Raw genomic sequence first — 26,200 nt, 5'->3', positions numbered from 1 at the left:
CAGGCTGCCGGGCATGGCGAATGCGCTGGTGGCGGTGGTGGGGGTCGTCAGCCTCGTGACGGTCGCGGCGTCCGCCGAGCGGCTCGGGCTGGCGGCGCCGCTGGCGCTGGTCGTGGTCGGCGGCGCGCTCGGGTTCGTACCGGGCGTGCCGGTGCCGGACGTCCCGCCGGAGCTGATCCTCGCCGGGGTGCTGCCGCCGCTGATGTACTCGGCGGCGGTGAACATGCCCGGCACCGATTTCCGCCGGAACCGGAAGGTGATCTTCGGGCTGGCCGTGCTGCTGGTCGTGGTGACGACGCTGCTGGTCGGCTGGCTGCTGAACCGGCTGATCCCCGAGATCCCGCTGCCGGTCGCGTTCGCGGTCGGCGCGGTGGTGAGCCCCACGGACGCGGTGGCGGCGACGTCGGTCGGACGGCGGCTCGGGCTGCCGTCGCGGCTGCTGACGATCCTGGAGGGCGAGGGGCTGGTCAACGACGCGACGTCGCTGGTGCTGCTGCGGTCGGCGGTCGCGGCGGTCGCGACGTCGGTGTCGATCGGCGGCGTGGCGGCGGAGTTCCTCTACTCGGTGGTCGTCGCGTCGCTGGTCGGATGGGTCGTCGGGCATCTCGGGGTGGTGGTGCGGGCCCGGCTGGCGGACCCGGTGATGGGGACGGCGCTGTCGTTCGTCGTCCCGTACGCGGCGTTCATCCCGGCCGAGGAACTGGAGGCGTCCGGGATCCTCGCCGTCGTGGTGACCGGGCTCGTCACGGGCGGGCACGGGCCGCGGCTGCTCAGCGCGGCCGACCGGCTGAGCGACCTGACCAACTGGCGGACGATCGCGTTCCTGCTGGAGAGCGCGGTCTTCCTGTTCATGGGGCTCAGCCTGCACGGGCTGGTGGACGAGGTGGGCCGGCACCACCTGAGCGTCGGGCACTCGCTGCTGCTCGGGCTCGCGGCGTCCGGGCTGGTCGTGCTGGTCCGGATCGTGTTCCTGCCGTTCCTGATGGCGACCGTCCGGCGGGAGGAGCAGCGCGCGCAGCGGGCCGTGCCGAGGCTGGACGTGATCCGCACGCGGCTGGACGAGCGCCCCGACGACCGGCGCAAGGTCCGGTTCGAGCGCCGCCTGACGCGCGTGTCGGCGGACGTCCGGTTCGTGCTGGAGGACACGCTCGGCTGGCGCGCGGGGGCGGTGCTCGCGTGGTCGGGGATGCGCGGCGCGATCACGGTCGCGGCGGCGCAGACGCTTCCGGAGGACACCCCGCTGCGTCCGGAGCTGATCCTCGTCGCGTTCGTCGTGGCCGCGACGACGCTGCTGCTCCAGGGCCTCAGCCTGCCGTCGGTGATCAAGGCGGCGAAGGTCCCGCCGGACGACCCGGACGCGCTGCGCGAGGACCTGGTGTCGCTGATCGGCGAGATGTCCGCGCGCGGCGCGGAGGTGCTGGAGCGGGCCGAGCGGGACGGGTCCGTCCCGCCGAAGGTGATCGCGAAGGTCCGCGAGGACGAGCGCATCCCGGCCGGTTCGAAGGCGAGACCCGGGGCGGACGTGCCGCCGGACTTCGACGCGGTCCGCGAGCAGTACCGCCGGCTGCGGCTGCGCGTCATCGAGGCCGAGCGCGCCGCGCTGCTCGACGCGCGCCGGAACGGGACGCACCGGACGGCCTCGATCTCCCGCGCCCAGGTCCGCCTGGACGCCGAGGAGCTCGCCCTCACGCCACCCCCGTCCGGGAACTGACCTCGGCGAAGAGGGCCTCCCACAGGGGACGGACGGAGTCGGGCCCGTACTGCCCGGCGGTGCGCAGCGCGGCCTCGCCCATGTCCGCGCGCAGGGAGCGGTCCTCGATGACGGCGCAGAGCGCGTCGGCGAGGGCCTCGACGTCCTCGGGCGGGACGAGGACGCCGTCGTGGCCGTCGGTGAGGATCTCGCCGGGGCCCTCCGGGCAGTCGAACGACACGATCGGGAGGCCGTGGCTCAGCGCCTCGATCAGGACCATGCCGAAGCCCTCGAACCGCGAGCTGAGCGCGAAGACCGAGCCCTTCGCGAGCTCCCGGTGGAGCTCGCGCGTCGTGCCCATCAGGAACACGTGGTTGTAGAGGTGGTGCTCGTTGATCAGCCGGCGCAGCGACCGTTCCTTCCTGCCCCGCCCGTGGATGCGCAGCCGCCAGTCCGGGTGCCGCTCGACGACCTTGGCGAACGCGCGGATCAGCAGGTCGAAGCCCTTCTGGGTGACGAGGCGCCCGGCGGCCACGACCAGCTTCGCGTCGGGGTCGCAGCGCGGGACGTCGAGCGAGTGCAGGGCGTTCGGGATGCGCGCGACCCGGACGGCGCCGCCCATCGCGGCCCGGTAGCCGGCCTGGTCGCGCCGGGTGAGCGTGACGACGGCGTCCAGGGCGGGGTAGTCGGCGAGGATCGCGGCGCGCACGTCCGGGCGGTGGCTGGCGAGGTTCAGGTGCTCCTGCGCGACACGGACGACCCGCGCGGGCGCGTACCGGGCGGCCAGCAGGTTCAGCGCCGGACGCGTCGTCACCAGGACGCCGTCCTCGCGGTCGCGCATCCAGCCGATCACGGCGTCCTCGACGGCGGCGCTGAACAGGGACGCGTACGCGCTCTCGCCCGGCGGCACCTCGCGGCCCGGCCCGGACGGCGGGACCGGCCCGGACACGATCGTCCCCATCCGGACGCGCGGATCGACCGGGAAGTTCGGGCTCTGCCCGGCCCACGCGACGCCGACGATCTCGACGTCGTGGCCCGCCGCGGCCATCGCGTTGGCCTGGTTGACGACCGTCCGCGCGGTGCCGCCCATCGCGTTCGGCCAGGCCAGCACGTAGGTGATCCTCATCGCGCGGCCACCGTCCTGATGCTGAGCGCCTCGGTCTCGGTGAAGTAGGGGCGGACGGCCGTCCGGCGCGTCCGGACGGGCGGGAACGTCACGATGTGCCGCTTGCCCGGCATGTCGTCCAGCCACCGGCCCACCCGGAGCGGGCCGGTGCCGTCCTCGGCGACGAGGTAGAGGTCCCAGTGGCCGCGGCGGCGCAGCGGCGCGAGCAGCCGCGCCGGGACCGCCGCCTCGAACGTCCGGCCGCGCACGTCCGCCGCGAGGTGCAGCGGGCGCCGCGCCCCGAGCAGCCGGTAGTGGACGCGCCGCGCGAACCCCCGCGGCCGCTTCGGGCGCGGCACCACCAGCAGCGACCACCGCCCGGAGGTGCCGTCCGCGCCGTCCAGCTCGCCGATGATCGTGATCCGCCCGCCGCGCGGCCACACCTCGGTGGCCTCGGCGAACGGGCCGTCCGGAGCCCTGGTCATCCGCCCTCCCGTCCCCGTGCTCGGCATCAGCCTGGCCGCCGGGACGGGCCGGGGCGGACGGACCTGTCAAACCCTGGACCGGTCTTGAACATGCGCGAGCCCGGCACGGAGCGGACTCCGGGCCGGGCTCGGGCGGCGCAAGCCGTTCGGACGGCGCGCGCGTCAGACCGCGGCGGGGGCGAGGGACTCCTCGGCCTCCAGCGTCAGGGCGGCGGCGTGCACGACGGCGGCGATCTTCAGGGCCTCCTGGATCTGCTCGCGGGACAGGCCCGCGTCGCGCAGGACCTTCTCGTGCGAGTCCAGGCACTTGCCGCAGCCGTTGACCGCCGACACCGCGAGGCACCACAGCTCGAAGTCGGCCTTCTCGACGCCCGGCTTGCCGATGATGTTCATCCGCAGGCCCGCGCGCAGCGTCTCGTAGGTGTCGTCGCTGAGCAGGTGGGTGGCGCGGTAGTAGATGTTGTTCATCGCCATGATGGACGCGGCGGCCTTGGCCGCCTCGAACGCCTCGGCCGACAGGTAGTCGGCGGCGTCGTCGGCGATCTCGCGGACGACGCGGGCGTTGCGGCTCGCGAGCGCGGAGGCGAGCACGGTGCCCCACAGCTGCTGCTCGGAGAGCGACGAGGTCGTCGTCACCGAGCCCAGGTTCAGCTTGGTGTCCTTGGCGTAGTCGGGGAGGGCGGACTTCAGCGCGTCGACGCTCATCTCGGGGTTCCTTTCGGGACGGCGGCGGCCGGCCGCGGTCGTCCGCGACCGGCCGCTTTCATGCCGCGTCAGGCGGCGGAGTGGTTCGGGGGGAGGCTCAGGCGCCGGCGCCGGCCATCAGGGAGGCGGCGTCGAGGGTGGCCTCGCCCTTGTTCCAGTTGCAGGGGCACAGCTCGTCGCTCTGCAGGGCGTCGAGGACCCGCAGGACCTCCTTGACGTTCCGGCCGACCGAGCCCGCGGTGACCATGGAGAACTGGATCTCGTTGTTCGGGTCCACGATGAAGGTGGCGCGCTGGGCGACGCCGTCCGGGGTGAGGATGCCGAGCGCGGAGACGAGCTCGCGGTTCAGGTCCGACAGCATCGGGAACGGCAGCTCGCGCAGGTCCGGGTGGTCCTTGCGCCACGCGAAGTGGACGAACTCGTTGTCCACCGACGCGCCGAGCACCTGGGCGTCGCGGTCGGCGAACTCCTCGTTGAGGCGGCCGAACTCGGCGATCTCGGTCGGACAGATGAAGGTGAAGTCCTTCGGCCAGAAGAACACCACGCGCCACTTGCCCTCGTAGGACTTGTGGTTGATCGTCTCGAAGGCGTTGTCGGGGTCGAGCGACACGCAGGCAGTCAGCTCGTACTCGGGGAACTGGTCTCCGACGGTAAGCACGCAAGGCTCCTTTGGTTGCGACTCCGGAGGGACGGCCCCGCGCGGGGCGGCGCACGTCCGGGCAGGTCAGCGCACACGGGGGAGCGGCTCGGCCGCCCCCCGCCGGCCGACGTCACCAGCGTGCACCAGGTACCGTGAAAAGAGAAATCGGATCAGTGTGGTTCGAGTGATAGGAGTTGGCTATCAGCCGTCCGACCGTCGCCCAGCTGCGCGCGTTCCTGGCGCTCGCCGAGTACCTGCACTTCCGGGACGCGGCCGCCGCGCTGCGGATGAGCCAGCCCGCGCTGTCGGGGGCGGTCGCCGCCCTGGAGGAGACGCTGAACACCCGGCTGGTGGAGCGTACGACACGGCGGGTCCTGCTCACACCGGCCGGGGAGCGGGTGGCGCGGCGCGCCGAGACCGTCCTCGCCGAGCTGGACCGGCTGGTCGAGGACGTGGAGGCGGTGCGCGGGCCGCTGGTCGGGCCGCTGCGGCTCGGCGTGATCCCGACGGTCGCGCCGTACCTGCTCCCGGTCGTGCTGCCGCACCTGGCCGAGCGCTTCCCCGAGCTGGAGCTGTCGGTGCACGAGGAGCAGACCGACGAGATCACCGCCGAGCTGCTCGCCGGACGGCTCGACGTGATCCTGCTCGCCCTGCCCGTCCCGGCGTCCGGAGTGACCGAACTCACCCTCTACGACGAGGACTTCGCGCTCGTCGCGCCCGCCGCGATGGAGCTGCCGCCGCGGGTCGAGCGCGCGGACCTGAACGAGCTGGACGTGATCCTGCTCAACGAGGGGCACTGCCTGCGCGACCAGGCCCTGGACGTGTGCCGCGAGGTCGGCGCGCGGGCCGGGTCGGCGACCTACGCGACGAGCCTGTCCACGCTCGTCCAGCTCGTCGCGGGCGGGCTCGGCGTGACGCTCGTCCCGGAGACGGCGCTGACCGTCGAGACGCGGCGCGCGCCCGGCCTCGCCGAGCACCGGTTCGCCGCGCCCGCGCCGTCCCGGCGGATCGGGCTGGCGTACCGCGGCACGTCGCCGCGCGCGGACGACTTCGAGGCGCTCGCCGCGTCCCTCCGCGAGGCCGTCGCCGCGGAGTGGCCCGGCCTGCGCACGCTCGGCTGACCGGCCCCGGCCCGCCCACCGCGGGGAACGGCAGGGGTGGGTCAAGTCTGGGTCAGGAGGCGGCCTGGCAATGACGAACCGGGCCGGGACGGTCACCAAGTGTGACCATGCTGGAGGGCATGTCCCCGAAGCTCAGCGTCGTCGTCCCGTTCCGCAACGCCGAGGACCGCCTGGGCGCGTGCCTGGCGTCGCTGGCCGGCCAGCGGGTGCGCGATCTCGAGGTCGTCATGGTGGACGACGGCTCGACCGACGCGGGCGGGATCACGGCGAAGGAGATGACCGTCCGGGACGCCCGGTTCCGGCTCGTCGAGCAGCCGTCCCGGGGGCCGGACGCGGCCCGCGCCGCGGGGGTCGCCGCCGCGTCCGGCGAGCTGCTGGCGTTCGCGGACGCGCGGGAGGCCGTCCCCGCCGGGTCCTACGCGGCGCTCGCCGCCGCGCTCGACCGCTCCGGCTCGGACATCGCCGCGTCCGGGCTCGTGGCCGCCGACCGGACGAGCGTCGCCCGCAGCCCGCGGCTGCTCCACGACCCGTCCCTGGCGGGGAAGGTCTTCCGCCGCGACTTCTGGGACCGCTGCGACCTGGCCCGCGCGAGCGGGGAGCGTTCGACGGCCGTCCGGGCGCTGGCGCTCGCCACGACGATCGACGTGCTGGACGTCCCGTTCCCGTCCCGCGCGGAGCCGGAGGACGACCCCGGCATCGAGGCGCGGCTGGCGGCGGCGAGCGCCGACCGCGACTTCCTGACCTGCGAGGCGCCGGACGCCGTCCGGGCGTTCGACGAGCACGTGCTGGTGCGGGCCGAGCTGGCCGCCCTGATGACCGAGCTCGCCCGCGCGGACGGCGGCGAGCACGCCGCAGCCGCCGCCCTGGGCGCCGAGATCGCCGGACGGCTCGACCCGTCCATGGTCGCCGGGCTGCCCGCGCTCGCGCGGCTCAAGCTGCACCTGCTCGCGCGCGGCCTGCCGGACGAGCTGGCCGAGGTCGTCCGGTACGAGCAGGCGGGCGACGCCGCTAACGCGAAGGCCGTCCGGCGCGGACGCCGCGGACCCTGGTACGCCGCGTACCCCTACTTCGAGGATGCCGCCCTCGCCGTCCCGGCGCACGTGTACGACGTGACCGAGGAGATGCGCCCGGTCGCGTGCGTCGACCGCGCGGTGTGGGCCGGGGACCGGCTGCGCATCGAGGGCCACGCCTACATCCCGATGCTGGACTCCGAGGGCAGCCGCATCAGGCTCTGGCTGCTGGCGAGCCGGCGGCTCGGGCTGATGCGCGTCCCGGTGAAGCGGGTCCGGCGGCCGGACGTGACCGCCGCGTCCGGGCAGTCGGCGGTGTCCCACGACGACTCGGGGTTCACCGCCGAGATCGACCCGGACGCGCTGAAGCTCCTCGGCCGCTGGCGCACCGGGGACTGGCGGCTGTGCGTGGAGGTCGCCGCGCAGGGCGTGCACCGGAGGCGGACGCTCGCGCCGCCGCGCGCGGCCGAGCGGTGGCCGCTGGACCGCGAGCTGTCCCCGGCGGCACGGCTCCAGACCGTCGCCGTGGACGGGCGGCAGTTACTGCGCGTCCGCGCGAACGACGCCGTCCTGACCGGGCACGCCCGCGAGCGGGGGAACCTGGAGATCCGGGGCGTGCTGCGCCGCGATCCCGGCGGGAAGGCGTGGCTGACCGCGACCGCGCGCGGCCTGGCGAAGGTGCGCGGGAGGGTGGAGCGGCTCGGCGACGCCGACGGCGGCGGCACGGCGTTCCGGGCGCTGCTGCCGCTCGCCGACCTGACCGCCGTCCGGGCCGACTGGTCGTTCTCGCTCACCGGCGGGCTGAAGCTGATCTTCCCCGGGGACGTCCCGGAAGGCCGGTACGCCGCGCGCGGCACCGAGTTCGCGCTGACCGTGACGCGCGCCGGCGACCTGTGCGCGATCAGCCGCGCGCCGCACCTCGTGCTGACCGAGGCGCTCTGGCGCGCGGACGGCACCCTGCACCTGGCCGGGACCTGCGCCGACCCCGCCTCCTGCCCGGACGGCCTGACGCTGCGGGGCCGGGACTCGGGGGAGCGGTACGAGATCCCGCTGACCTGGCAGGGACGGCTGTTCGTCGGGACGCTCACCCCGCGCCGGATGCGGACGGCCGGCCTGGACCGCCCGCTCGTCCCCGGCCGCTGGGAGCTGCTCGCGGGCGACCGTCCGCTGCTCGCCGAGCGCCGCGCCGCGTCCGGACTGCCCGGCCCGCGCGTCAGCGGACGCCACGAGCTGACCGTGCGGGCCAACCGGGACGGCGGCGTCGTCCTGCGCGTCCGGACGGCCCTCGCCGACGACGAGCGCGGCCCCTACCGGCAGACCCGCCTCCAGCGCGGGTACTACGCCGCGCGGCGCGCCGAACCCGTGCTCGACCTGGCCGTCTTCGACTCCTACCGGGGACGCCAGTACTCCTGCAACCCGCGCGGCCTGTACGACGAGCTGCGCCGCCGGGGCAGCGGCCTCGACTGCGTGTGGGTGACCCGGAACGGCGACTTCGGCACGCCCGCCGGGGCCCGGACCGTCCTGGCGGGCAGCCGCGAGCACTACGAGGCCGTCGCCCGCGCCCGCTACCTGTTCGGGAACTGGTCGCAGGCGCGGTGGTACGAGAAGCGCGACGGCCAGACCTACGTGCAGTGCTGGCACGGGACGCCGCTCAAGCGCATCGGCTGGGACGTGCTGGACATGCCGAACCGGCACGTCGCCAAGCGCGCCTGGATGGAGCACGACGTCCCGCAGTGGGACGTGCTGCTCGCGCAGAACGAGTTCTCCGTGCCGCACTTCCGCCGCGCGTTCGCCTACGAAGGCGAGGTGCTGGTCACCGGGTACCCGCGCAACGACATCTTCGCCAGCGCGCACCGCGAGCAGATGGCCCGGGCGGTGCGGTTGCGGCTCGGCGTCCCGCCCGGCAAGCGCGTGGTGATGTACGCGCCGACCTGGCGGGACGACGTGCAGACCGGCGCCGGGAAGCCCGCGTACCGGGCCCCGCTCGACCTCGCCCGGCTGACGGCCGCGCTCGGGCCGGACCACGTCCTGCTGCTGCGCACCCACTACCTCGTCACCGGCGGGACGCCCGTCCCGGCGGGCGGCCCGGTGCTGGACGTGTCCGCCTACCCGGACATCGCCGAGCTGTACCTGGTCGCCGACGCGCTGATCACCGACTACTCGTCGGCGATGTTCGACTTCGCCGTCACCGGCCGGCCGATCCTCTTCTACGCCTACGACCTGGAGCGCTACCGCGAGCAGGTCCGCGGCTTCTACTTCGACTTCGCGGCCGAGGCGCCGGGCCCGCTGCTGCGCACGCAGGACGAGCTGACCGACGCCGTCCGGGCGCTGGACGGCCTCGCCTCCGCGCACGCCGACCGCTACACGGCCTTCCGCGACCGCTACTGCCCGCACGACGACGGGCTCGCCGCCGCGCGCGTCCTCGACGCGGTCCTGTGACCCGGCCCCGGCCCCGGTGACCCGGCCCCCGTCACCCGGCCGGCGCCCCCGTCCCGCCTCACTCTGGAGCACCGCTTGGCACCGAAGATCAGCATCGTCGTCCCGTTCTACGACGTCGAGGACTACCTGGAGGAGTGCCTGGTCTCGCTCGCCCGGCAGACCCTCGCCGACATCGAGGTCGTCATGGTGGACGACGGGTCCCCCGACAACTGCGCGGTCATCGCCAAGGCGTTCGCCGAGCGCGACCCGCGGTTCCGGCTCGTCCAGCAGGAGAACCAGGGCCTCGGCCCCGCGCGCAACACCGGGACGCGGCACGCGACCGGCGAGTACCTCGCGTTCGTGGACAGCGACGACGTGGTCGCGCGGTACGCCTACGAGCTGATGACGCAGAGCCTGGACCGGACCGGCTCGGACCTGGCGGCCGGGAACGTCCGCCGCTTCAACGGCGGCCGGACGTGGCAGTGCTGGGCGCACCGGGAGCCGTGCGAGCGCAGCGTCGAGCGGACGCACGTGTCGCGCAAGCACGAGCTCATGCAGGACCGGATGGTGTGGAACAAGGTGTTCCGGCGCTCGTTCTGGGACCGGCACGAGCTGGGCTTCCCCGGCATCCTCTACGAGGACTCGCCGGTCATGGTCGCCGCGCACGTCCTGGCCGGGTCGGTGGACGTGTTCTCCCAGCCCGTCTACTACTGGCGCGACCGGGAGGGCTCCATCACCAAGCGGAAGGCGGAGCTGTCCAACCTGGAGGACCGCATGACGTCGGTCCGGATGGTCCACGAGTTCCTGGACTCCCGCGACCCGTCGCTCAAGGCCGCCTACGACCGGTACGCCCTGGACGTGGACCTCGGCGTCCTCACCGAGAACCTGCTGCCCGCGACCGACGCGGAGCGCGAGCGGATCATGGATCTCGGCGCCGCCTGCCTGCGGGACGCCGCGCCCGAGGCCCGCGCGCTGCTGCCGGTGAACAAGCGTCTCCGGCTGCACCTGCTGGAACACCGGATGCTGCCGGAGCTCCTGGAGGTGCTGCGGTTCGAGAAGACCGGCGACCGGGACGCGGCGGCCGTCCGGCGCGGCCTGTTCCGGCACCGCTGGTACCTGCGCTACCCGTTCTTCGGGGATGCCGCGCGCGGCGTCCCCGACCGGGTGTACGACGTCACCGGCGAGCTGCGGCTCCGCGCCGACGTGGACGACGTGCGCTGGGAGAACGGCCTGCTCCGCGTGGACGGCCACGCCCACTACTCGCGGATCGACGCCGCCGTGCCGCGCGACCTGAAGATGAAGGTCTGGCTTCAGGACCCGCGCGGACGCAGGCGGATCGACCTGGCGCACCAGCGCGTCGTCCGGCCCGACGTGACCGCCGCGTCCGGGCAGTCGGCCGCGACCTACGAGCATTCGGGGTTCACCTTCACGCTGGATCCGGCGCGGCTGAGGGTCGGGCGCTGGCGCGCGATCAACTGGGAGCTGCACGTCGCCGTGGACGCGCAGGGCATGCGCGGCGAGCGGCGCGTCGGCCCGCCGAAGCGGCCGCGCGCCTGCTGGGCGCACGCCCGGACGGTCGCCGGACGGGTCAAGGTGCAGCCCGCCGCCGACCCGGCCGGGTTCGTGCTCCAGGTCAAGCGGGAGCACGCGCTCGTCACCGGCCACGGCGTCACCCCGGACGGCGCGCTGCGCCTGGACGGCTGGACCGACGCCGACCTCGGCGCGGACCCGGTCGTCCGGGTGCACCGGCAGTACGGGCAGGGGCTGGTCGAGGGGGCCGTCCGGGACGTCGCCGCCGGGCCGGACGGCGGCGTCCGGTTCGCCGTCGAGCTGCCGCTGGACGAGCTGCTGTCCGACCCGTCCGCGGAGGACCGCGTCGCCCGCGCGACCCGCATCTCCGACGGAGTGAACTGGGAGTTCCGGCTCTGCGGCGCCGACAAGCCGGTGCGGTTCATGTTCGCCGACGGGGTGCCCGAGGGGCGCTACCCGGCCGGGGCGCAGGACTTCACGCTCACCCGGACGCGGTTCGGCAACGTCCGGGGCGTCGAGCGCTTCCGCCGTCCGGTCGTCACGGACGTGACCTGGGCGGACGGCGACCGGCTCGTGCTGGCGGGCGAGATGACGCCGGGACCCGTCCCGGACGAGCTGATCGTCCGGCGGCGGAGGTCGAGCGAGGAGCACCGCGTCCCGCTGGAGTGGGACGGCCGCCGGTTCCGCGCCGAGCTCGCCCCCGGCGGGATGCCGGTGTTCGGCGCGCGCCTGCCGCTCCGCAGCGGCCTGTGGGACCTGGTCGTCGACTCGGAGGCGGGCGAGACCATGGTCGTGATGGAGCGCGCCGCCCTCGCCGGGCTGCCCGAGCCGAAGGTCGTCGGCCTGCACGAGATCTCGTTCGGCACGCACCAGATCGACGCGCTCGGCCTCAACATCCGGACGGCCCTCGCCGACGACGAGCGCGGCCTCTACGCGCAGCGCCGGATCCAGGAGGACGAGTATCCGCGCATGCGCGAGCGTCCGCTGCGCGACCTCGCCGTGTTCGACTCGTACGAGGGCGTCCAGTACTCGTGCAGCCCGCGCGCGGTGTTCGAGGAGCTGCGGCGCAGGCGTCCGGACGTCGAATGCGTGTGGGTGACCCGCGACGGGCAGTTCGAGGTCCCCGAGGGCGCCCGCGCGGTGCTGATGGAGAGCCGCGAGCACTACGAGGTGATGGCGCGGGCCCGCTGGGTCGTCGGGAACTTCGGCCAGCTTCCCTGGTTCGTCAAGCGTCCGGGCCAGACGTACATGCAGACCTGGCACGGGACGCCGCTGAAGAAGCTCGCCTACGACCTGCGCGACATGCCCTACAAGCGCACCGAGACGCTCGACTGGATGGCGCGCGAGGTGCACCGCTGGGACGTGCTCATCTCGCCGAACCCCTTCACCACGCCGATCATGCGCCGCGCGTTCCGCTACGACGGCGAGATCCTGGAGACCGGGTACCCGCGCAACGACGTCCTCACCGCGCCGGACGCCGGCGAGACCGCCCGGCGCGTCCGGGCGCGGCTCGGCGTCCCGGACGGCAGGAAGGTCGTGCTGTACGCGCCGACCTGGCGGGACGACCACCACCTCGCCCCCGGCCGCCGCGCGTTCTCCCTGGAGCTGGACCTCGACCTGCTGCGCGAGCGGCTCGGCGACGACCACGTGGTGCTCGTCCGGGCGCACTACCTGATCACCGACCGGACGTGGTCGGACTCCGACGGGTTCGTGATCGACGTGTCCCGGTACGGCGACATCGCCGAGCTGTACCTCGCCGCGGACGTGCTCGTCACCGACTACTCGTCGGCGATGTTCGACTTCGCCGTCACGGGCAAGCCGATGGTCTTCTACGCCTACGACCTGGAGAGCTACCGCGACACCGTCCGCGGCTTCTACCTCGACTTCGACGCCGAGGCCCCCGGCCCGATCGTGGCGACGTCCGCGGAGGTCGCGGACGCGCTCGCCGACCTCGACGCCGCCTGCGCCCCCCGCGCGGACGCCTACGCGGCCTTCCGCGCCACCTACTGCCCGTACGACGACGGGCGCGCCGCCGCGCGCGCGGTGGACCGGCTGCTCGCCGGTCCGCCCGGGAACTGACCGGCCACCGAGGGGAACGAGGTTCATCGTCGTGACCGACACGACCACCAACGCACCGACGAACGACGCACCGAACACCGACGCACCGAGCACCGACGCACCGAGCACCGACGCACCGAGCACCGACGCACCGAGCACCGACGCAGTGACGAACAACGCAACGAGCGCCGACGCAGAAAGCACCATCGTGCCGAGCACGATCGACGAGATCGAGGGGTGGTTCTTCGATCTGGACCGCAGGCTGTTCGACTGGACGCTGGAGCGGCAGCGCCGCCTGGAGCAGACCGGCGACCTGCTGGAGCTCGGCGCCTACCTGGGCAAGAGCGCCGTGCTGATCGGCGGCCACGTCCGGCCGGAGGAGACCTTCACGGTCTGCGACCTGTTCGAGACGCCCGCCGGGGACGGCGCCAACGACACCGAGGTGAAGCGGTCCTATCCGGGGCTGACGCGGGCCGCGTTCGAGCGCAACTACCTCGCCTTCCACGACGACCTGCCGGAGATCGTGCAGGGGGCGACGTCCACCCTGGCCGGACGGCTGGAGGCGGGTTCGGTGCGGTTCGCGCACATCGACGCCTCGCACCTGTACGAGCACGTCGTGACCGACCTGGAGATCGTCAAGGACGCGCTCGCGCCGGACGGGATCGTCGTCTGCGACGACTACCGGTCCGGGCACACGCCCGGCGTCGCGGCGGCCGTCTGGGAGGCCGTCCTGGAAGAGGGGCTGAACCCGGTCGTGCTCAGCCCGTCCAAGCTGTACGGGACGTGGGGCGACGCCGGCGCCGTCCAGGCCGACCTGCTGGAGTACCTCGACGGCGAGCCCGCGTTGTGGCACGAGAGGCAGCGCGTCGCCGGGAAGGAGTTCGTCCGCGTCGTCCACCGCAAGGACGTCGCGGTGGACTCGGAGGCCGAGCGGCTGCGCCGCCTCTCGGTGTGCCTGCGGGCGGAGAACGAGCGGCTGGAGGAGGAGCTGGCCGAGCGCAAGCGCCTGCTGAAGGCGCTCCGCGGCTCGACCAGCTTCAAGGTGGGCCGGGCGATCACCGCCCCGCCGCGAGCCCTCCGCGACCTGACGGTGCCGGCCGTGCGGCCGTCCCAGGACTGACGGTCCCCGGACGGGCCGGGAGCGCCCGCGCGGGCGACTCGATCTTCGCCTCGCCGGGCGCGAGGATCCTCGCGCCCCCTCCCGGCCCCGGCCCGCCGGTCGGTCCGCTGCTCGGGCCGCCGGTCGGGTGGCCGGTGGGACGGCCGCTCTTCCGGTGGTTCCCGGGCGCGCGGGTGACGGACGCGAGGCCGTAGTACCTGGCGATCAGCGGGGCGAGCCAGTCGGGCCCGCGCCGCTTCTCGAACGGGACGGCCAGGTTCGCGATCGGGAGCCGGGCGATCGCGATGGTGCGCGCACCATCGCGCTTCGCCCGCTCCGCCCGCGCGGACTGGGCGTCGAAGGCGGCGGCGCGGTGCATCATCGCCGTCGCCGTGTGCCGGACCCGTCCGGCGGCGCCGGTGCAGGCCGCCGCGACGAGCGCGACGCAGACCGCGCACGCCACCGCGCGCGGGACGTCCGCGCGGCTCCGCAGGCGGCGCAGGACGTCCGCCGCCGCGTACCCGTAGAACGCGGCGACCAGCACGGCCGCGTACTGGAACGCGAACCAGGCGCGGTAGAACCGCCAGCCGCCCGGACCCCAGCCGACGCGCAGCTCCCACATGACCGCGAACGTCAGCGCCAGGACGCCGGCGCCCGCCGCGACCAGGGCGAACAGCAGCCGTCCCGCGGGGATCGGCCGGTGCGTGCGGGCCAGCAGGCACACCACGAAGCCGATCGCGGCCGCCGCCGGAAGCGCCGCGTCGGTGGACAGGTGGCTGAGCGCCTTCTCCCACGTCGCGACGGTGTCGGCCAGCACCCGCGAGCTGACCAGCGCCTCCCCGTGCGTGCGCTGCCGCAGGGCGGCGGCGTGGCCGGGGGAGGTGAGGACGATCACCGCGCCGACGACCGTGCTCGCGCCGAGCACGACGCCGAACGCGGGCGGCCACGTCGCCCGGCCCGCGAACACCGGCTGCCCGATCCCGGCCAGGACGACCAGGATCAGCACCGCCGCCGAGATCGTCTCGCTGGTCGTGCCGAGCAGGACGCCCACCGGCACCGCCGCGGCGCCCGTCCAGAGCCGCGCCCGGTGCGAGCGCGCGAGCAGGGCGACGCCGGCGAGGCCGGTGACCAGCGCGGGCGGCAGCGTGTGCGTGATGACCCCGGCCGTCCAGTAGAGCGTGTGGTACGCGCGCGGCTGCATGACCAGCGCGAGCACGGCGGTGCCGAGGCCCGCGAGCGGGGCGGCGAGCGGATGCGCGCCGGCGCCCGCGCGGGCGAGGAGCGCGTGGGCGAGCAGCGCGCCCGCGACCGCGAGCGAGAGCAGCGCGACCGTGGGCGTGAGCCGCAGTCCCCAGTCGGGGGAAAGGTAGGCGAGCCCGACGAACAGCCCGTTCCCGACGCGTCCGGTGAGCGAGGAATAGAGGAACGAGGACGCGCCGAGGAAACCGTCCCGGCGTTCGATGACGATGAAGCGGAAATCGTCCGACGCGGGTCTGACGAATATCCCGAGAAAGCACAGGACGCCGCCGATCGCGACGAATGCGACGAGCAGGACGGCGGCGGATATCACCGCTGGTCGCCGGGGTGATCCCGGTGGTCCTCCGGACTCGTCGCGGTGCGGCGTCCGCTGTTTCACTTCGACGGTGTTGGCCATGCTCCGGATTATTCAGGGCACCCCGGTCACGTTCGCGGCAATGCTTGATTCAAAGAAAAGTCTTGGCGCTTCTTTGTCGCTGTCTTCGGAGGCGGGACGGCACTTTCATGGGTGCCGTCCGTACCCGTTTCCGGAGAGGGAGTAGCCGTGGCAGCGTCAGCAGAGGCCCGCCCGGCGACGCCGGCGGAGGCCCGCCCGGCGACGCTCGCGCCGCCGCCCCGGGCCGTGGGGGCGGACGCGACGGTCGTGGAGATCGTGATCCCCGTCCTGAACGAGGAGCGGGCTCTGGAGGGCGGCGTCCGGACGCTGCACGCCTACCTGGACGAGTGGTTCCCGTGGACGTGGCGGATCACCGTCGTCGACAACGGCAGCACCGACCGGACCTCGGAGATCGGCGACGCCCTCGCCGCCGAGCTGCCCGGCGTGCAGATGCGGCGGCTGGACGTCCGGGGCAAGGGCGCGGCGGTCAAGGCGGCGTGGCGGGCGAGCGACGCGGCCGTCGTCGCGTACATGGACGTGGACCTGTCCACCGACCTCGGCGCGCTGCTGCCGCTCGTCGCGCCGCTGGTCAGCGGGCACTCCGACCTGGCGATCGGGACCCGGCTCGGGCGCGGCGCGCGGATCCGCCGCGGGCTGCGCCGCGAGGCGGTGTCGCGCTGCTACAACGGGCTGCTCCGCATCGGGTTCGGCGCCCGCTTCACCGACGCCGCGTGCGGGTTCAAGGCGGCCCGCGCGGACGTCGCCGGACGACTGACCGCGCGGATCGGCGACGACGACTGGTTCTTCGACACCGAGATGCTGCTGCTCGCCGAGTTCAACGGCCTGCGCGTGCACGAGGTCGCCGTCGACTGGGTCGAGGACGTCGACTCGCGCGTCCGCGTCGCCCGGACGGCGGCGCACAACCTGCGCGGCCTCGCCCGGACGGCGCGGGCGATGATGCGCGGCGACGCCGCGCTCGGCCTGCCGGAACGGCCCGAACCGGCGCCCGCCCACCCGGACGCGGTCCTCGGCCGGACGTCCGGGAGGTGGGCCACGCTGCTCGGCTTCGTCGCGGCCGGGCTGCTCGCGACGGTGTTCCACACCGCCGGGTACCTGCTGCTGCGCGGCGGACTGCCGCCCGTCCCGGCGAACCTCGGCGGCCTGCTGCTCAGCACGGCCGTCAACACCGAGGCCAACCGGCGCTGGACGTTCCCGCGGCGCGGCGGGCGGCGCGCGTTCGTGCACTCGCGCGCCGCCCTGCTCGCCGCGCTGAACTGGGTGCTGACCTCCGTCGCGGTCACGCTCGCGGCCACCCTGCGGCCGGGCCGGATCGGCGAGGCGTGCGTGCTGCTGGCGGTGTCGTCGTGCCTGGTCACGCTCCGGTTCAGCGCGCTGGACCGCTGGGTGTTCGCGCGCCGCGGCTGACCGACTCACTGGGGGGGATCATGGACACGATCGAGGTCGAGCGCGTCGTCGCGGTCGAGGAGCGCAACTGGTGGTACCGCGAGCGGCGGCACCTGGTCGCGCGCGAGCTGCGGCGGCTGGGCCGTCCGGGGACCGGGCTGGACGTCGGCGCGGCGGGCGGCGGCAACACGCGCGTCCTGCTGGACCGCGGCTGGGAGGCCGTCGCCGTGGACGCGTCGCCGGCCGGCGTCGAGGCGGCGCGCCGCCGCGGCGTCGACGCGCGGCTCGGCGACGCCTGCGACCTGCCGTTCCCCGACGCCTCCTTCGACTTCGCGATGGCGCTGGACGTCCTGGAGCACATCGAGGACGACGCGGGCGCGGCGCGCGAGCTGGCCCGCGTCGTCCGGCCGGGCGGCGCGGCGCTGGTGACCGTCCCGTGCGACATGCGGCTGTGGTCGGCGCACGACGAGGCGCTCGGGCACGTCCGGCGGTACGACCGCGCCGACCTGGCCGAGGTGCTGACCGACGCGGGCTTCGAGATCGGACGGCTCTGGAGCTGGAACGTGCTGCTCCGGCCGGTCGTCCGGATGCGCCGCCGCGCGTCCACCGGCTGCGACCTGGAGGCGCTGCCCGGCTGGCTCGACCGGTCGCTGCACGCCGTCGTCGCCGCCGAGCGCGCGCTGCCCGTCGGCGCGCTGCCGGGCGTGTCGCTCGTCGCCCGCCTGACCAGGCCGTAACCCCGTCACCCCGGGGCCTGATCGGACCGTAACCCCGTCACCCGGGGCCTGACAGCGCTGTAACCCCGTCGCCCCGGAGCCTGACGGGGCTGTAAGTCCGTCGTCCCGGGGCTGACCGGGTTGTTGCCGGGTCAGGCCGCGGGCGCCGGGTCCGGCTCGTCCAGCGGACGGTGCGCGCGGGCGAACAGCGTCGTGCCGGGCAGCGAGTGCAGCGGGAGCAGGTCCTCGGCCTGGACGATCCAGCCGAGGACCCGGTCGGCGGCCGGGCGGCGCTCCCGCGTCTCCCAGCCCGCCACGTGGTGGCGGCGCAGCCGGGCGAGCGGCCGCAGCAGCACGTTCCAGTTCCACAGCCGGTCGAGGACGAGCCCGGCACCGGCGAGCAGCGCGGTCAGCATGTCCCGCGTGTAGCGCCGGACGTGCCCGCAGGTCAGGTCGTGCGCGGACCACAGCCGCATGTCGTGCGGCACCGACACCAGCGCCGTCCCGCCGGGCCGCAGCACGCGCGCGATCTCGGCGGCGGCGCGGTGGTCGTCCTCGATGCGGGCGAGCACGCCGAACGCGACCGCGAGGTCGAAGCCGCCGGACGGCAGCGGCAGGTGGCGCGGATCCCCGTGCACGGCCTCGACGCCGAGCGCGCGGACGGCCGCCACCGCGGCCGGGTCGGTGTCGAGCGCGGTGGTCCGCCAGCCGTGCCGGCGCAGGTGCAGGCTGTCCCCGCCGTCCCCGCAGCCGAGGTGCGCGGCGCGGCCGGGCGAGCCGAGGCGGCGCAGTTCGCGGGACAGGATCGCGCGCCGCTCCCGGTCCCACCAGGAGTCGCGGGGACGCGGCGGCGCGGCGGGCCGTCCTTCGATGAGGGTGTGCACGCCCCAAGCCGACCGGAACCGCCCGGCGCTCCGCCAACGTCGCCACCGGCACGCGGAGGATCATTGACCGCGCCTTGCCGCGCGATTTGCTGTATCCGCTATGTACATCTATGTGAGCTTTTGCCAGTGATGGCGGTTCGAGGGGCGTCTATGACGGAGTGACCGCACTCGCACCCCCCCGCATCACGGAGGCTCCGTGTCCCCTCACCGATTCGCACCGCTCGGCACGGCCCTCGCGGCCGTGCTCGCGGCGGGCCTCGCCGTTCCGGGCGCCGCGTCCGCCGCGCCCGCCGAGGACCCGCCCCCGCCGACCGGCGGCGTCCCCACCACGGCGTCCGCGCCCGCGCTGGTCGAAGGCCTGAACGAGAAGGCCGCGTCCGGCGACCCGGTGCGGGCCGCCCGCGCGCACCTCGGCGAGAGCCGCTACAAGATCCAGGACCCGGACCGCGACCTGGCCCCGCTCGCCGTCGTCGCCGACGGCACGCAGCGGACCGTCCGGTTCGAGCAGCGCCACCGGGGACTGCCCGTCCTCGGCGGGCAGTACCTCGTCCACCTCGACCGCGACCGCGTGACCGGCGCGGGCGGCCGCTACTTCACCGGCCTCTCCGTGGACACCACGGCGACGGTGTCCGAGGCGGTCGCCCGGAAGGCCGCGCTGTTCGCCACCGTGCGGACGCACGGCAACGCCGGACTCGCCGAACTGCGCGGGACGACCGTCCGGTCCCTCGGGCTCGCCGTCCTACCGCGCGGGAAGGGCCAGCTGACCTGGCACTTCCAGCTCGGCGGAGCGCGCGGCGGCAAGCCGATGCTGCGCGAGGTCTACATCGACGCGCACGGCGCGGGCGCCGCGCTCGGCTTCGACCGGCTCCAGGCGGCCGAGGGCCCCGTCCAGGCGACGGGCAAGGACGCGCACGGCCGCGACCGGACGTTCCCCGCCTGGCGGCGCGCGGACGGCAGGGTCGAGCTGCGCGACACCACCCGCGCCGCGGGCGGCATCGTCACCTACGACGCGCAGGGCAGGGACGTCAGCGTGTTCGACGGCCGGCAGCTGCCCGCGGACACGCCCGTCGCGTCGTCCGACTCGACTGCGTTCCCGCCCTCCGCGTCCGAGTCGGGCGCGGTGGACGCGCACTGGGCCGCCGGGCAGGTCTACGACTTCTACAAGCGGCTCGGACGCGACGGCCTCGACGGCAAAGGCGGCGCGATCAACTCGGTCGTCAACGTCACCGCGGGCGGCGGCGTCTTCGAGAACGCCTTCTGGGACGGCACCAAGATGGTGTACGGCGGGGGCGGCGAGGACTACTACTCCTTCGCGGCCGGCCTGGACGTGGACGGGCACGAGATGACGCACGGCGTCGTCGAGCACACCGCGAACCTGGCGTACTTCGGCCAGTCCGGCGCGATGAACGAGGGGATCGCCGACTACTTCGGCAACGCCGTCCAGCTCGACGCGCTGAAGATCCCGATGACCGATCCGCGCGCGCCGCTGCTCGGCGAGGATCTGTGCCGCGCGGGGACGCCGGAGCAGTGCGCGCTCCGCCGCCTCGACGACGGCCGGAACGCCGCGAGGGACTACGTCGGCGCGTCCCTCCGCGTCGACAACGGCGGCGTGCACCTGAACTCGACGATCTTCTCCGGCGCGCTGTGGGACATCCGCAAGGCGCTCGGCGGCGACCGCGGCGACAAGCTCGCCTACAAGGCGCTCGCCGAGTACATGACGCCGCTGGACGGCTTCACCGACGGCCGCCGCGCCGTCGAGGCCGCCGCCCGCGCGCTGCGCTACTCCGGCAGGGACCGCGCTGTCGTCCGGTCGGCGTTCGACCGGCACGGCATCAGGCCGGGCTGGGAGCGCCGCATCGGCCTGGACGCGACGATCCTCAAGGCGAACCTGACCGACGACGCGAGCCCGGCGGTGGCCGGCGACCGGTACGTGTTCACCGACTCCACCCCGGACGGCGGGGAACTGCCGTCGGTCTACACCGGCACCCTGCGCGGTGGCGCGCCCGTCAAGGTCTTCGGCGGCGACAACCTGTGGCCGTGGCCGCTCGCGACCGACGGAAGGACGATCGCCTGGGTCCAGTTCGACTTCGAGACCGGGGCGTACTCCGTGGCGACCCGGCCCGCCGACCTGAGCGCGCCCGCGACCGTCCAATACACCTCGCCCGGCTCGCTCCAGGACGTCGCGCTGGACGGGAACCTGCTCGCGTTCACCGAGGTCTCGCCGGACGGCTCGTCCGCCGCCGTCCGGTACATGAGGCTCGGCGACCGGAAACCGGTGGACGCCGACCCGTCCCACGCCGGGCTGACCATGCAGGCCACGGTCAAGGACGGCCGGATCGGCTACGTCAGGTACCGGCCGGACGGCAGCGCCCGTCCGGCCGTCCTCGACACGGCCACCGGCAAGGAGACCGGCATCGCGTCCAAGGGCCGGGCCGACCTCCCCTACCTGACGGGAAAGACGCTGTTCTTCGCCGAGGACACCGACGCCGACCCTGACCGCGTGGGCATCTCCCGGGCCGACGTGGACGGCGGCGGCGTGACGCCGGTCCTCGCGGACGGCCCGAACGCGCCGCGGATCATCGCGCTCAAGGGCAACGAGGCATGGGTGACCTACGACGCGCTGTCCGCGGCGGACATCTTCACGAACGCCGGGCTGCCGAAGCTGTTCCAGCTTCCGGCGGGGGGCGGTGTTCCGGTCCCGGTCTCCTGCGACCGGGGCGAGCAGGGACGGTTCGGCGTCGGTGACGGCCGCCGCGTCGTCTGGGTGGACGGCACCGCCGGACGCGCCGACCTGGTGACGCGCGACCGTCCCGCCCGCGCCTGCCGCTGATCCCGTCGAGCATGCGAAGGGCCGGGACGCGCGCGTCCCGGCCCTTCGCATCTGCGTCGTCAGCGGCGGCGACGGCGGAGGAGGTAGAACAGCGCGAGCAGGAACGCGACGGCCCCGAGGACGGGCACGGCGCGCTTGGCGATCGACGGCCCGGCGACCTCAAGGAGGTCGATCGCGTCGTCCGCCCGCTGCGGATGGATCCGGGTGACCGGCGCGGGCGCCGCTTCCTTCTCGACGGGCGGGACAGGCTCAGCGGGCTCGACAGGCTCAACAGGCGCGACAGGCTCAGCGGGCTTGACGGGCTCGGCGGGCTCGGCGGTGGCTTCGCCGCGCTCGACCGGGCTCGCGGGCCGCTGCTGCGGCACGGACGGAACGGGCGGTACCTCGTCCACGGCCGGTACCTCGTCCACGGCCGGTACCTCGTCCACGGCTGGCACCTCGTCCACGGTCGGCACCGACTCGACAGTCGGCGCAGCGTCCGCGACCGGTGCCAGGTCTGCGACCGGCGCCGCGTCCGCGACCGGGTTGTTCGCCTTGACTGACATCTCGTCCGTGGCGGGGGCGTCGCCAGAGCTCTTCTCGGACGCCTCCAGCTCCTCGGCCAGGGCTTTCGCGAAGCGGCCGACGAGCTTCGCGCCGACCTCGGACAGGATGTTGCGGCCGAACTGCGCCGGACGGCCCGTCACGTTCAGCTTGGTGTGGACGGAGACGCGCGTCGTGCCGTCCTCGTCCCGCAGGCGGGCCTGGACGGTGGCGTTCGCGGTGCCCGAGCCGCGCGCCTCCTTGCCGCGCGCGTCGATCGTGAGGGTGCGCGAGCTCGCGTCGGCGGCGACGATCCGGGCCACGCCCCGGTAGGTGATCGTCATCGCGCCGACCCGGACCTTCAGCCGTCCCTGGTACTCCTCGTCCGCCGCCGAGTCGAGGGTCGCGCCCGGCATGCAGAGCGCGACGCGCTCCACGTCGAGCAGCACCGGCCAGGCCCGCTCCACCGGGACGGGGACGGTGAATTCGTGGTCGAGCTCCATGGTTTCGGGTCCTTCTCTCGTCCGGGGGTCGAGGCGACCCTACGTTCCGCGTGTCGTCGCCCGCCAGACGCCCCCGCCGGCCCCCGGCGGACCGCCCGCCGGGCGGGGGCGGGGGAAGGGCGCGCGGCCGGCGGGGCCGCGTGCCCTTCCGGTCCGGTCAGCGTGCGGTCGCGGCGCGGAGCGCGCGCCGCGTGAGGACCTCGGCGAGGTGGACCCGGTACTCGGAGGATCCGTGCAGGTCGGACGGCGGTTCGGTGTCCTCGGACGCGTGCGCCGACGCCTCCCGCAGCGCGCTGTCGGACAGCGTGCCGCCGCCGAGCCGCTCCTCCACGGCGGTCGCGCGCAGCGGCGTCGGGCCCATGTTGGTGAGGCCGATCCGCACGTCCTCCACCGCGCCCTGGACGCGCCGCACCGCGCACGCCACGCCGACGATCGCCCATGCCTGCGCCGTCCGGTGGAACTTCTCGTAGTGGAAGCCCCAGCCCGCGCCGAGCTTCGGGACGCGGACCCCGACGAGCAGCTCGTCCGGCTCCAGCGACGTCGTCATCCAGTCCACGAAGAACTCGCGGGCGGGGATCTCCCGGTCGCCGTTCGCCGCCGAGCGGGCGAGCATCACCGCGTCGAGCGCGAGCGCGACGGCGGGCAGGTCCCCGGCCGGGTCGGCGTGCGCGAGCGAGCCGCCGAACGTGCCGCGGTGCCGGACGGCCGGGTCCGCCACGGTCGCGGTCGCGCTCGCGACCAGCGGCGCGTGCTCCCGGACGAGCGGGTCGTGCATGACCTGGTGATGCGTCGCGGTCGCGCCGATGACGATCGCGTCGCCGTCGTCGCGGATCGCGCGCAGCTCCTCGATCCGGTCGAGGTCAACGAGCACGTCGGGGTAGGCCAGGCGGAGCCGCAGCAGCGGCATCAGCGACTGGCCGCCCGCGAGGAGCTTGGCGTCCTCGCCCGCGTCGGGCAGCATCCGCACCGCCTCGTCCAGCGTGTCCGGACGCAGGTAGTCGAAGTTCGGGGGGATCACCGGCCGCCTCCCTCGCGCAGCGCGTTCCAGACCCGCTCGGGCGTGCAGGGCATCGGGACGTCGCGGACGCCGTAGGGCCGCAGCGCGTCCACGATCGCGTTCACCACGGCCGGGGTCGAGGCGATCGTGCCCGCCTCGCCGACGCCCTTCACCCCGAGCGGGTTCCCGGTGGAAGGGGTCTCGGTGCGGTCGGTGGTGAAGGACGGCAGGTCCGCCGCGGACGGCACCAGGTAGTCGGCCATCGTGGTCGTGGTGAGGTTGCCGTCCGCGTCGTACACGGCCTCCTCGTAGAGGGCCTGCGCGATGCCCTGCGCGAGCCCGCCGTGCACCTGACCCTCCACGATCAGCGGGTTCACGACCCTGCCGACGTCGTCCACCGCCACGTACCTGCGGATCTTCGTGAAGCCGGTCTCGGTGTCCACCTCGACCGCGCACAGGTGGGTGCCGTGCGGGAACGAGAAGTTCTCCGGGTCGTGCGTGGCGTCGGAGTCGAGCGACGGTTCGAGGCCGTCCGGCAGGTCGTGCGCGGCGAACGCGGCCTGCGTGATCTCCTGGATCGACAGGCCCGCCGAGGCGACGCCCCGGACGCTGAACCGGCCTTCGCCGAACTCCAGGTCGTCCTCGGACGCCTCCAGCAGGTGCGCGGCGATCGTCCGGGCCTTGTCCACGACCTTGTCGCAGGCCCGGTACAGCGCGACGCCGCCGACCGCCAGCGACCGCGACCCGTAGGTGTCCATGCCCTTGGGCGAGACGGCCGTGTCGCCGTGCAGCACCCGCACGTCCTCGAACGGGACGCCGAGCCGGTCCGCCGCGATCTGCGCCCAGGCGGTCTCGTGCCCCTGCCCGTGCGCGGACGAGCCGGTCACGACCTCCACCTTCCCGGACGGCAGGACCCGCACCGACGCGTGCTCCCACCCGCCCGCGCCGTACGACAGCGAGCCCAGCACCCGGGACGGCGCGAGCCCGCACATCTCGGTGTAGGTCGAGACGCCGACGCCGAGCTGCACCGGGTCGCGCCGCTCGCGCCGGTCGTTCTGCTCGGCGCGCAGCTTGTCGTACTCGAACAGCGCCAGCGCCCGCTCGGTCGCGGCCTCGTAGTCGCCCGTGTCGTAGGTCAGCCCCGCGATCGTCTCGAACGGGAACTCCTCGTGCGCGATCCAGTTGCGGCGGCGCACCTCGACCGGATCGACACCGATCTCGGCGGCCAGGTCGTCCATCAGCCGCTCGATCGCGAACGTCGCCTCGGGCCGTCCCGCGCCCCGGTACGCGTCGGTCGGCGTCTTGGTGGTGAACACCCCGGTGCAGGTGAAGGAGTAGGCGTCCATCTTGTAGATGCCGGGGAACATGAACGCGCCGAGCAGCGGGATGCCGGGCGTGACCAGCATCAGGTAGGCGCCCATGTCCGCGAGCAGCTCGACCTTCAGGCCCCGGACGCGGCCGTCCCGGTCGGCCGCGAGCGTCACCTTCTGGATCTGGTCGCGCCCGTGGTGGACGGCCATGTTGCCCTCGCTGCGCGACTCGGTCCACTTCACCGGACGGCCCAGCCGCCGCGCGAGCAGCAGCGCGAGCACCTCCTCGCCGTACACCTGGAGCTTGGAGCCGAAGCCGCCGCCGACGTCCGGCGCGACGACCCGGATCCGGTGCTCGGGGATCTCGGTGACCACCGACAGCATCAGCCGGAGGATGTGCGGGATCTGCGTCGCCGAGTAGAGCGTGTAGTCGGCGTTCGGCCCCGAGCCGTCCGGCTCGCAGAGCACCGCGCGCGGCTCCATCGCCGACGGGATCAGCCGCTGCTGGACGAACCGGCGCTCCAGCGTGACGGGCGCGTCCCGCAGTGCCGCGTCCAGGTCGCCCTGCTCGAACACCCACGTGTAGGACGCGTTGGTGCCGAGGTCCGCGTGGACGAGGTCGGCGCCGTCCGCGAGGGCCGCCTCCATGTCCACGACCGCCGGGAGCGGCGTGTAGTCGATGTCGATGTCCTCCAGCGCGTCCACGGCCGAGTAGGGGTCGCGCGCCACGACGCACGCGACCGGCTCGCCCGCGTAGCGCACCTCGTCCACGGCCATCGGCGGATGCGCGGGCAGCCTCATGTCCTCGGTGACCTGCCACGCGCACGGCAGCGAGCCCTGCTCGGCGGCGAGGTCCGCCCCGGACAGGACGGCCACGACGTTCGGCCGCGTCCGGGCGGCCTCGACGTCCACCCGGTCGATCCGTGCGTGCGCGTGCGGGCTCCGCAGGTACGCGACGTGCAGCGTCCCGGCGGGGGTGATGTTGTCGGTCCAGCGCGTCCGGCCGGTGACCAGCCGGGCGTCCTCGCTGCGGGGGCGGGCCCGCCCGATCTCGGTCACGGCGCCACCTCGCTGCCGCGCATCTCGGCGGCGGCGCCCCGCACCGCGCGCACGATGTTCTGGTAGCCGGTGCACCGGCAGAGGTTGCCCTCCAGGCCCTCGCGCACCTCGTCCTCGGACGGGTCGGGGTTCTCCCGCAGCAGGTCCAGCGAGGCCATGATCATGCCCGGCGTGCAGTAGCCGCACTGGAGCGCGTGCTCGCGGTGGAACGACCGCTGCAGCGGATGGTCGCCGCCGTCCAGGCCGAGCCCCTCGACCGTGGTGACAGACCGGCCGTCCGCCTGGACGGCGAGGACCGAGCAGCTCTTGGCGCTCAGCCCGTCCAGCAGGACGGTGCACGCCCCGCAGTTGGTGGTGTCGCAGCCGACCGGGGTACCGACCTTCCCCAGCCGTTCGCGCAGATAGTGGACCAGCAGGAGCCGCGGTTCGACGTCGTCCTCGTACGTCGCCCCGTCGACCTCGACACGGATTCGTGGCATGC

General features: G+C 74.4%; 17 protein-coding genes and 1 pseudogene. 8 read left to right on the top strand and 10 right to left on the bottom strand.

Features of this window, described 5'->3' with window-relative positions:
• Window positions 1-13: 13 nt before the first annotated feature.
• Window positions 14-1,711 carry a cation:proton antiporter gene (locus ACFPCY_RS25515; RefSeq protein WP_378259241.1) on the top strand — a complete coding sequence of 566 codons (1,698 nt, stop codon included), beginning with the start codon at window positions 14-16 and terminating at the stop codon, window positions 1,709-1,711.
• Here the strand turns inward: ACFPCY_RS25515 and ACFPCY_RS25510 are convergent.
• The 4 genes from ACFPCY_RS25510 to ACFPCY_RS25495 all read right to left on the bottom strand — a co-directional run bounded on the left by ACFPCY_RS25510 (window position 1,686) and on the right by ACFPCY_RS25495 (window position 4,643).
• Complete coding sequence (locus ACFPCY_RS25510) at window positions 1,686-2,816, bottom strand: glycosyltransferase family 4 protein (RefSeq protein ID WP_378259239.1); 1,131 nt, start codon at window positions 2,814-2,816, stop codon at window positions 1,686-1,688. The two genes, ACFPCY_RS25515 and ACFPCY_RS25510, sit on opposite strands and share 26 nt — an antisense overlap.
• Complete coding sequence (locus ACFPCY_RS25505) at window positions 2,813-3,280, bottom strand: hypothetical protein (protein ID WP_378259237.1); 468 nt, start codon at window positions 3,278-3,280, stop codon at window positions 2,813-2,815. The genes ACFPCY_RS25510 and ACFPCY_RS25505 overlap by 4 nt, the downstream gene beginning before the upstream one ends.
• Before the next feature lie 162 nt (window positions 3,281-3,442).
• A complete protein-coding gene (ahpD, locus tag ACFPCY_RS25500) occupies window positions 3,443-3,985 on the bottom strand; it encodes an alkylhydroperoxidase, AhpD family (protein WP_378259235.1) in 543 nt (180 codons plus the stop codon).
• Window positions 3,986-4,082: 97 nt separating this feature from the next.
• Window positions 4,083-4,643 (bottom strand): peroxiredoxin, encoded by a 561-nt coding sequence (locus tag ACFPCY_RS25495; protein WP_378259233.1) that lies wholly within the window; start codon window positions 4,641-4,643, stop codon window positions 4,083-4,085.
• A 176-nt stretch (window positions 4,644-4,819) separates the two neighbouring features.
• Here ACFPCY_RS25495 and ACFPCY_RS25490 point away from each other — a divergent pair, with 176 nt between their 5' ends.
• The 4 genes from ACFPCY_RS25490 (at window position 4,820) to ACFPCY_RS25475 (ending at window position 13,882) form a co-directional block, all read left to right on the top strand.
• On the top strand, window positions 4,820-5,746 hold the full coding sequence (locus ACFPCY_RS25490) for a hydrogen peroxide-inducible genes activator (RefSeq protein ID WP_378259231.1): 927 nt from the start codon (window positions 4,820-4,822) through the stop codon (window positions 5,744-5,746).
• 107 nt (window positions 5,747-5,853) lie between these two features.
• Window positions 5,854-9,195, top strand: a complete 3,342-nt coding sequence (locus ACFPCY_RS25485; protein ID WP_378259379.1) for a bifunctional glycosyltransferase/CDP-glycerol:glycerophosphate glycerophosphotransferase — start codon at window positions 5,854-5,856, stop codon at window positions 9,193-9,195.
• Between the two features lie 75 nt (window positions 9,196-9,270).
• On the top strand, window positions 9,271-12,783 hold the full coding sequence (locus ACFPCY_RS25480) for a bifunctional glycosyltransferase/CDP-glycerol:glycerophosphate glycerophosphotransferase (RefSeq protein WP_378259229.1): 3,513 nt from the start codon (window positions 9,271-9,273) through the stop codon (window positions 12,781-12,783).
• A 31-nt stretch (window positions 12,784-12,814) separates the two neighbouring features.
• Window positions 12,815-13,882, top strand: coding sequence for a class I SAM-dependent methyltransferase (locus tag ACFPCY_RS25475; RefSeq protein ID WP_378259227.1), 1,068 nt, complete (start codon window positions 12,815-12,817; stop codon window positions 13,880-13,882).
• Window positions 13,883-14,111: 229 nt separating this feature from the next.
• Here the strand turns inward: ACFPCY_RS25475 and ACFPCY_RS43100 are convergent.
• Window positions 14,112-15,062 (bottom strand): annotated as a pseudogene (locus ACFPCY_RS43100) (DUF6056 family protein); the annotation flags it as partial.
• A gap of 600 nt (window positions 15,063-15,662) precedes the next feature.
• Here ACFPCY_RS43100 and ACFPCY_RS25465 point away from each other — a divergent pair.
• Complete coding sequence (locus ACFPCY_RS25465; RefSeq protein WP_378259223.1) at window positions 15,663-16,919, top strand: glycosyltransferase; 1,257 nt, start codon at window positions 15,663-15,665, stop codon at window positions 16,917-16,919.
• A gap of 20 nt (window positions 16,920-16,939) precedes the next feature.
• Window positions 16,940-17,635 (top strand): class I SAM-dependent methyltransferase, encoded by a 696-nt coding sequence (locus ACFPCY_RS25460; RefSeq protein ID WP_378259221.1) that lies wholly within the window; start codon window positions 16,940-16,942, stop codon window positions 17,633-17,635.
• A gap of 131 nt (window positions 17,636-17,766) precedes the next feature.
• Here the strand turns inward: ACFPCY_RS25460 and ACFPCY_RS25455 are convergent, their stop codons facing one another.
• Complete coding sequence (locus ACFPCY_RS25455; protein WP_378259219.1) at window positions 17,767-18,498, bottom strand: class I SAM-dependent methyltransferase; 732 nt, start codon at window positions 18,496-18,498, stop codon at window positions 17,767-17,769.
• A gap of 196 nt (window positions 18,499-18,694) precedes the next feature.
• Here ACFPCY_RS25455 and ACFPCY_RS25450 point away from each other — a divergent pair, with 196 nt between their 5' ends.
• Entirely contained in the window at window positions 18,695-21,328 is a 2,634-nt protein-coding gene (locus ACFPCY_RS25450) for a M4 family metallopeptidase (RefSeq protein ID WP_378259217.1), read from the top strand.
• A 59-nt stretch (window positions 21,329-21,387) separates the two neighbouring features.
• Here ACFPCY_RS25450 and ACFPCY_RS25445 read toward each other — a convergent pair whose 3' ends face one another.
• The 4 genes from ACFPCY_RS25445 to ACFPCY_RS25430 all read right to left on the bottom strand — a co-directional run bounded on the left by ACFPCY_RS25445 (window position 21,388) and on the right by ACFPCY_RS25430 (window position 26,198).
• A complete protein-coding gene (locus tag ACFPCY_RS25445; protein ID WP_378259215.1) occupies window positions 21,388-22,353 on the bottom strand; it encodes an SRPBCC family protein in 966 nt (321 codons plus the stop codon).
• A gap of 157 nt (window positions 22,354-22,510) precedes the next feature.
• A complete protein-coding gene (locus ACFPCY_RS25440; protein ID WP_378259213.1) occupies window positions 22,511-23,371 on the bottom strand; it encodes an FAD binding domain-containing protein in 861 nt (286 codons plus the stop codon).
• Window positions 23,368-25,719, bottom strand: a complete 2,352-nt coding sequence (locus ACFPCY_RS25435; protein ID WP_378259211.1) for a xanthine dehydrogenase family protein molybdopterin-binding subunit — start codon at window positions 25,717-25,719, stop codon at window positions 23,368-23,370. The genes ACFPCY_RS25440 and ACFPCY_RS25435 overlap by 4 nt, the downstream gene beginning before the upstream one ends.
• Complete coding sequence (locus ACFPCY_RS25430; protein ID WP_378259209.1) at window positions 25,716-26,198, bottom strand: (2Fe-2S)-binding protein; 483 nt, start codon at window positions 26,196-26,198, stop codon at window positions 25,716-25,718. Before ACFPCY_RS25430 ends, ACFPCY_RS25435 begins: the two co-directional genes overlap by 4 nt.
• Window positions 26,199-26,200: the final 2 nt, after the last annotated feature.

Source organism: Actinomadura gamaensis (assembly GCF_042652125.1).
GTDB lineage: Bacteria > Actinomycetota > Actinomycetes > Streptosporangiales > Streptosporangiaceae > Spirillospora > Spirillospora gamaensis.
The sequence above is the reverse complement of the archived record's forward strand: the minus strand, read 5'-3'. Positions and strand labels throughout refer to the sequence as shown.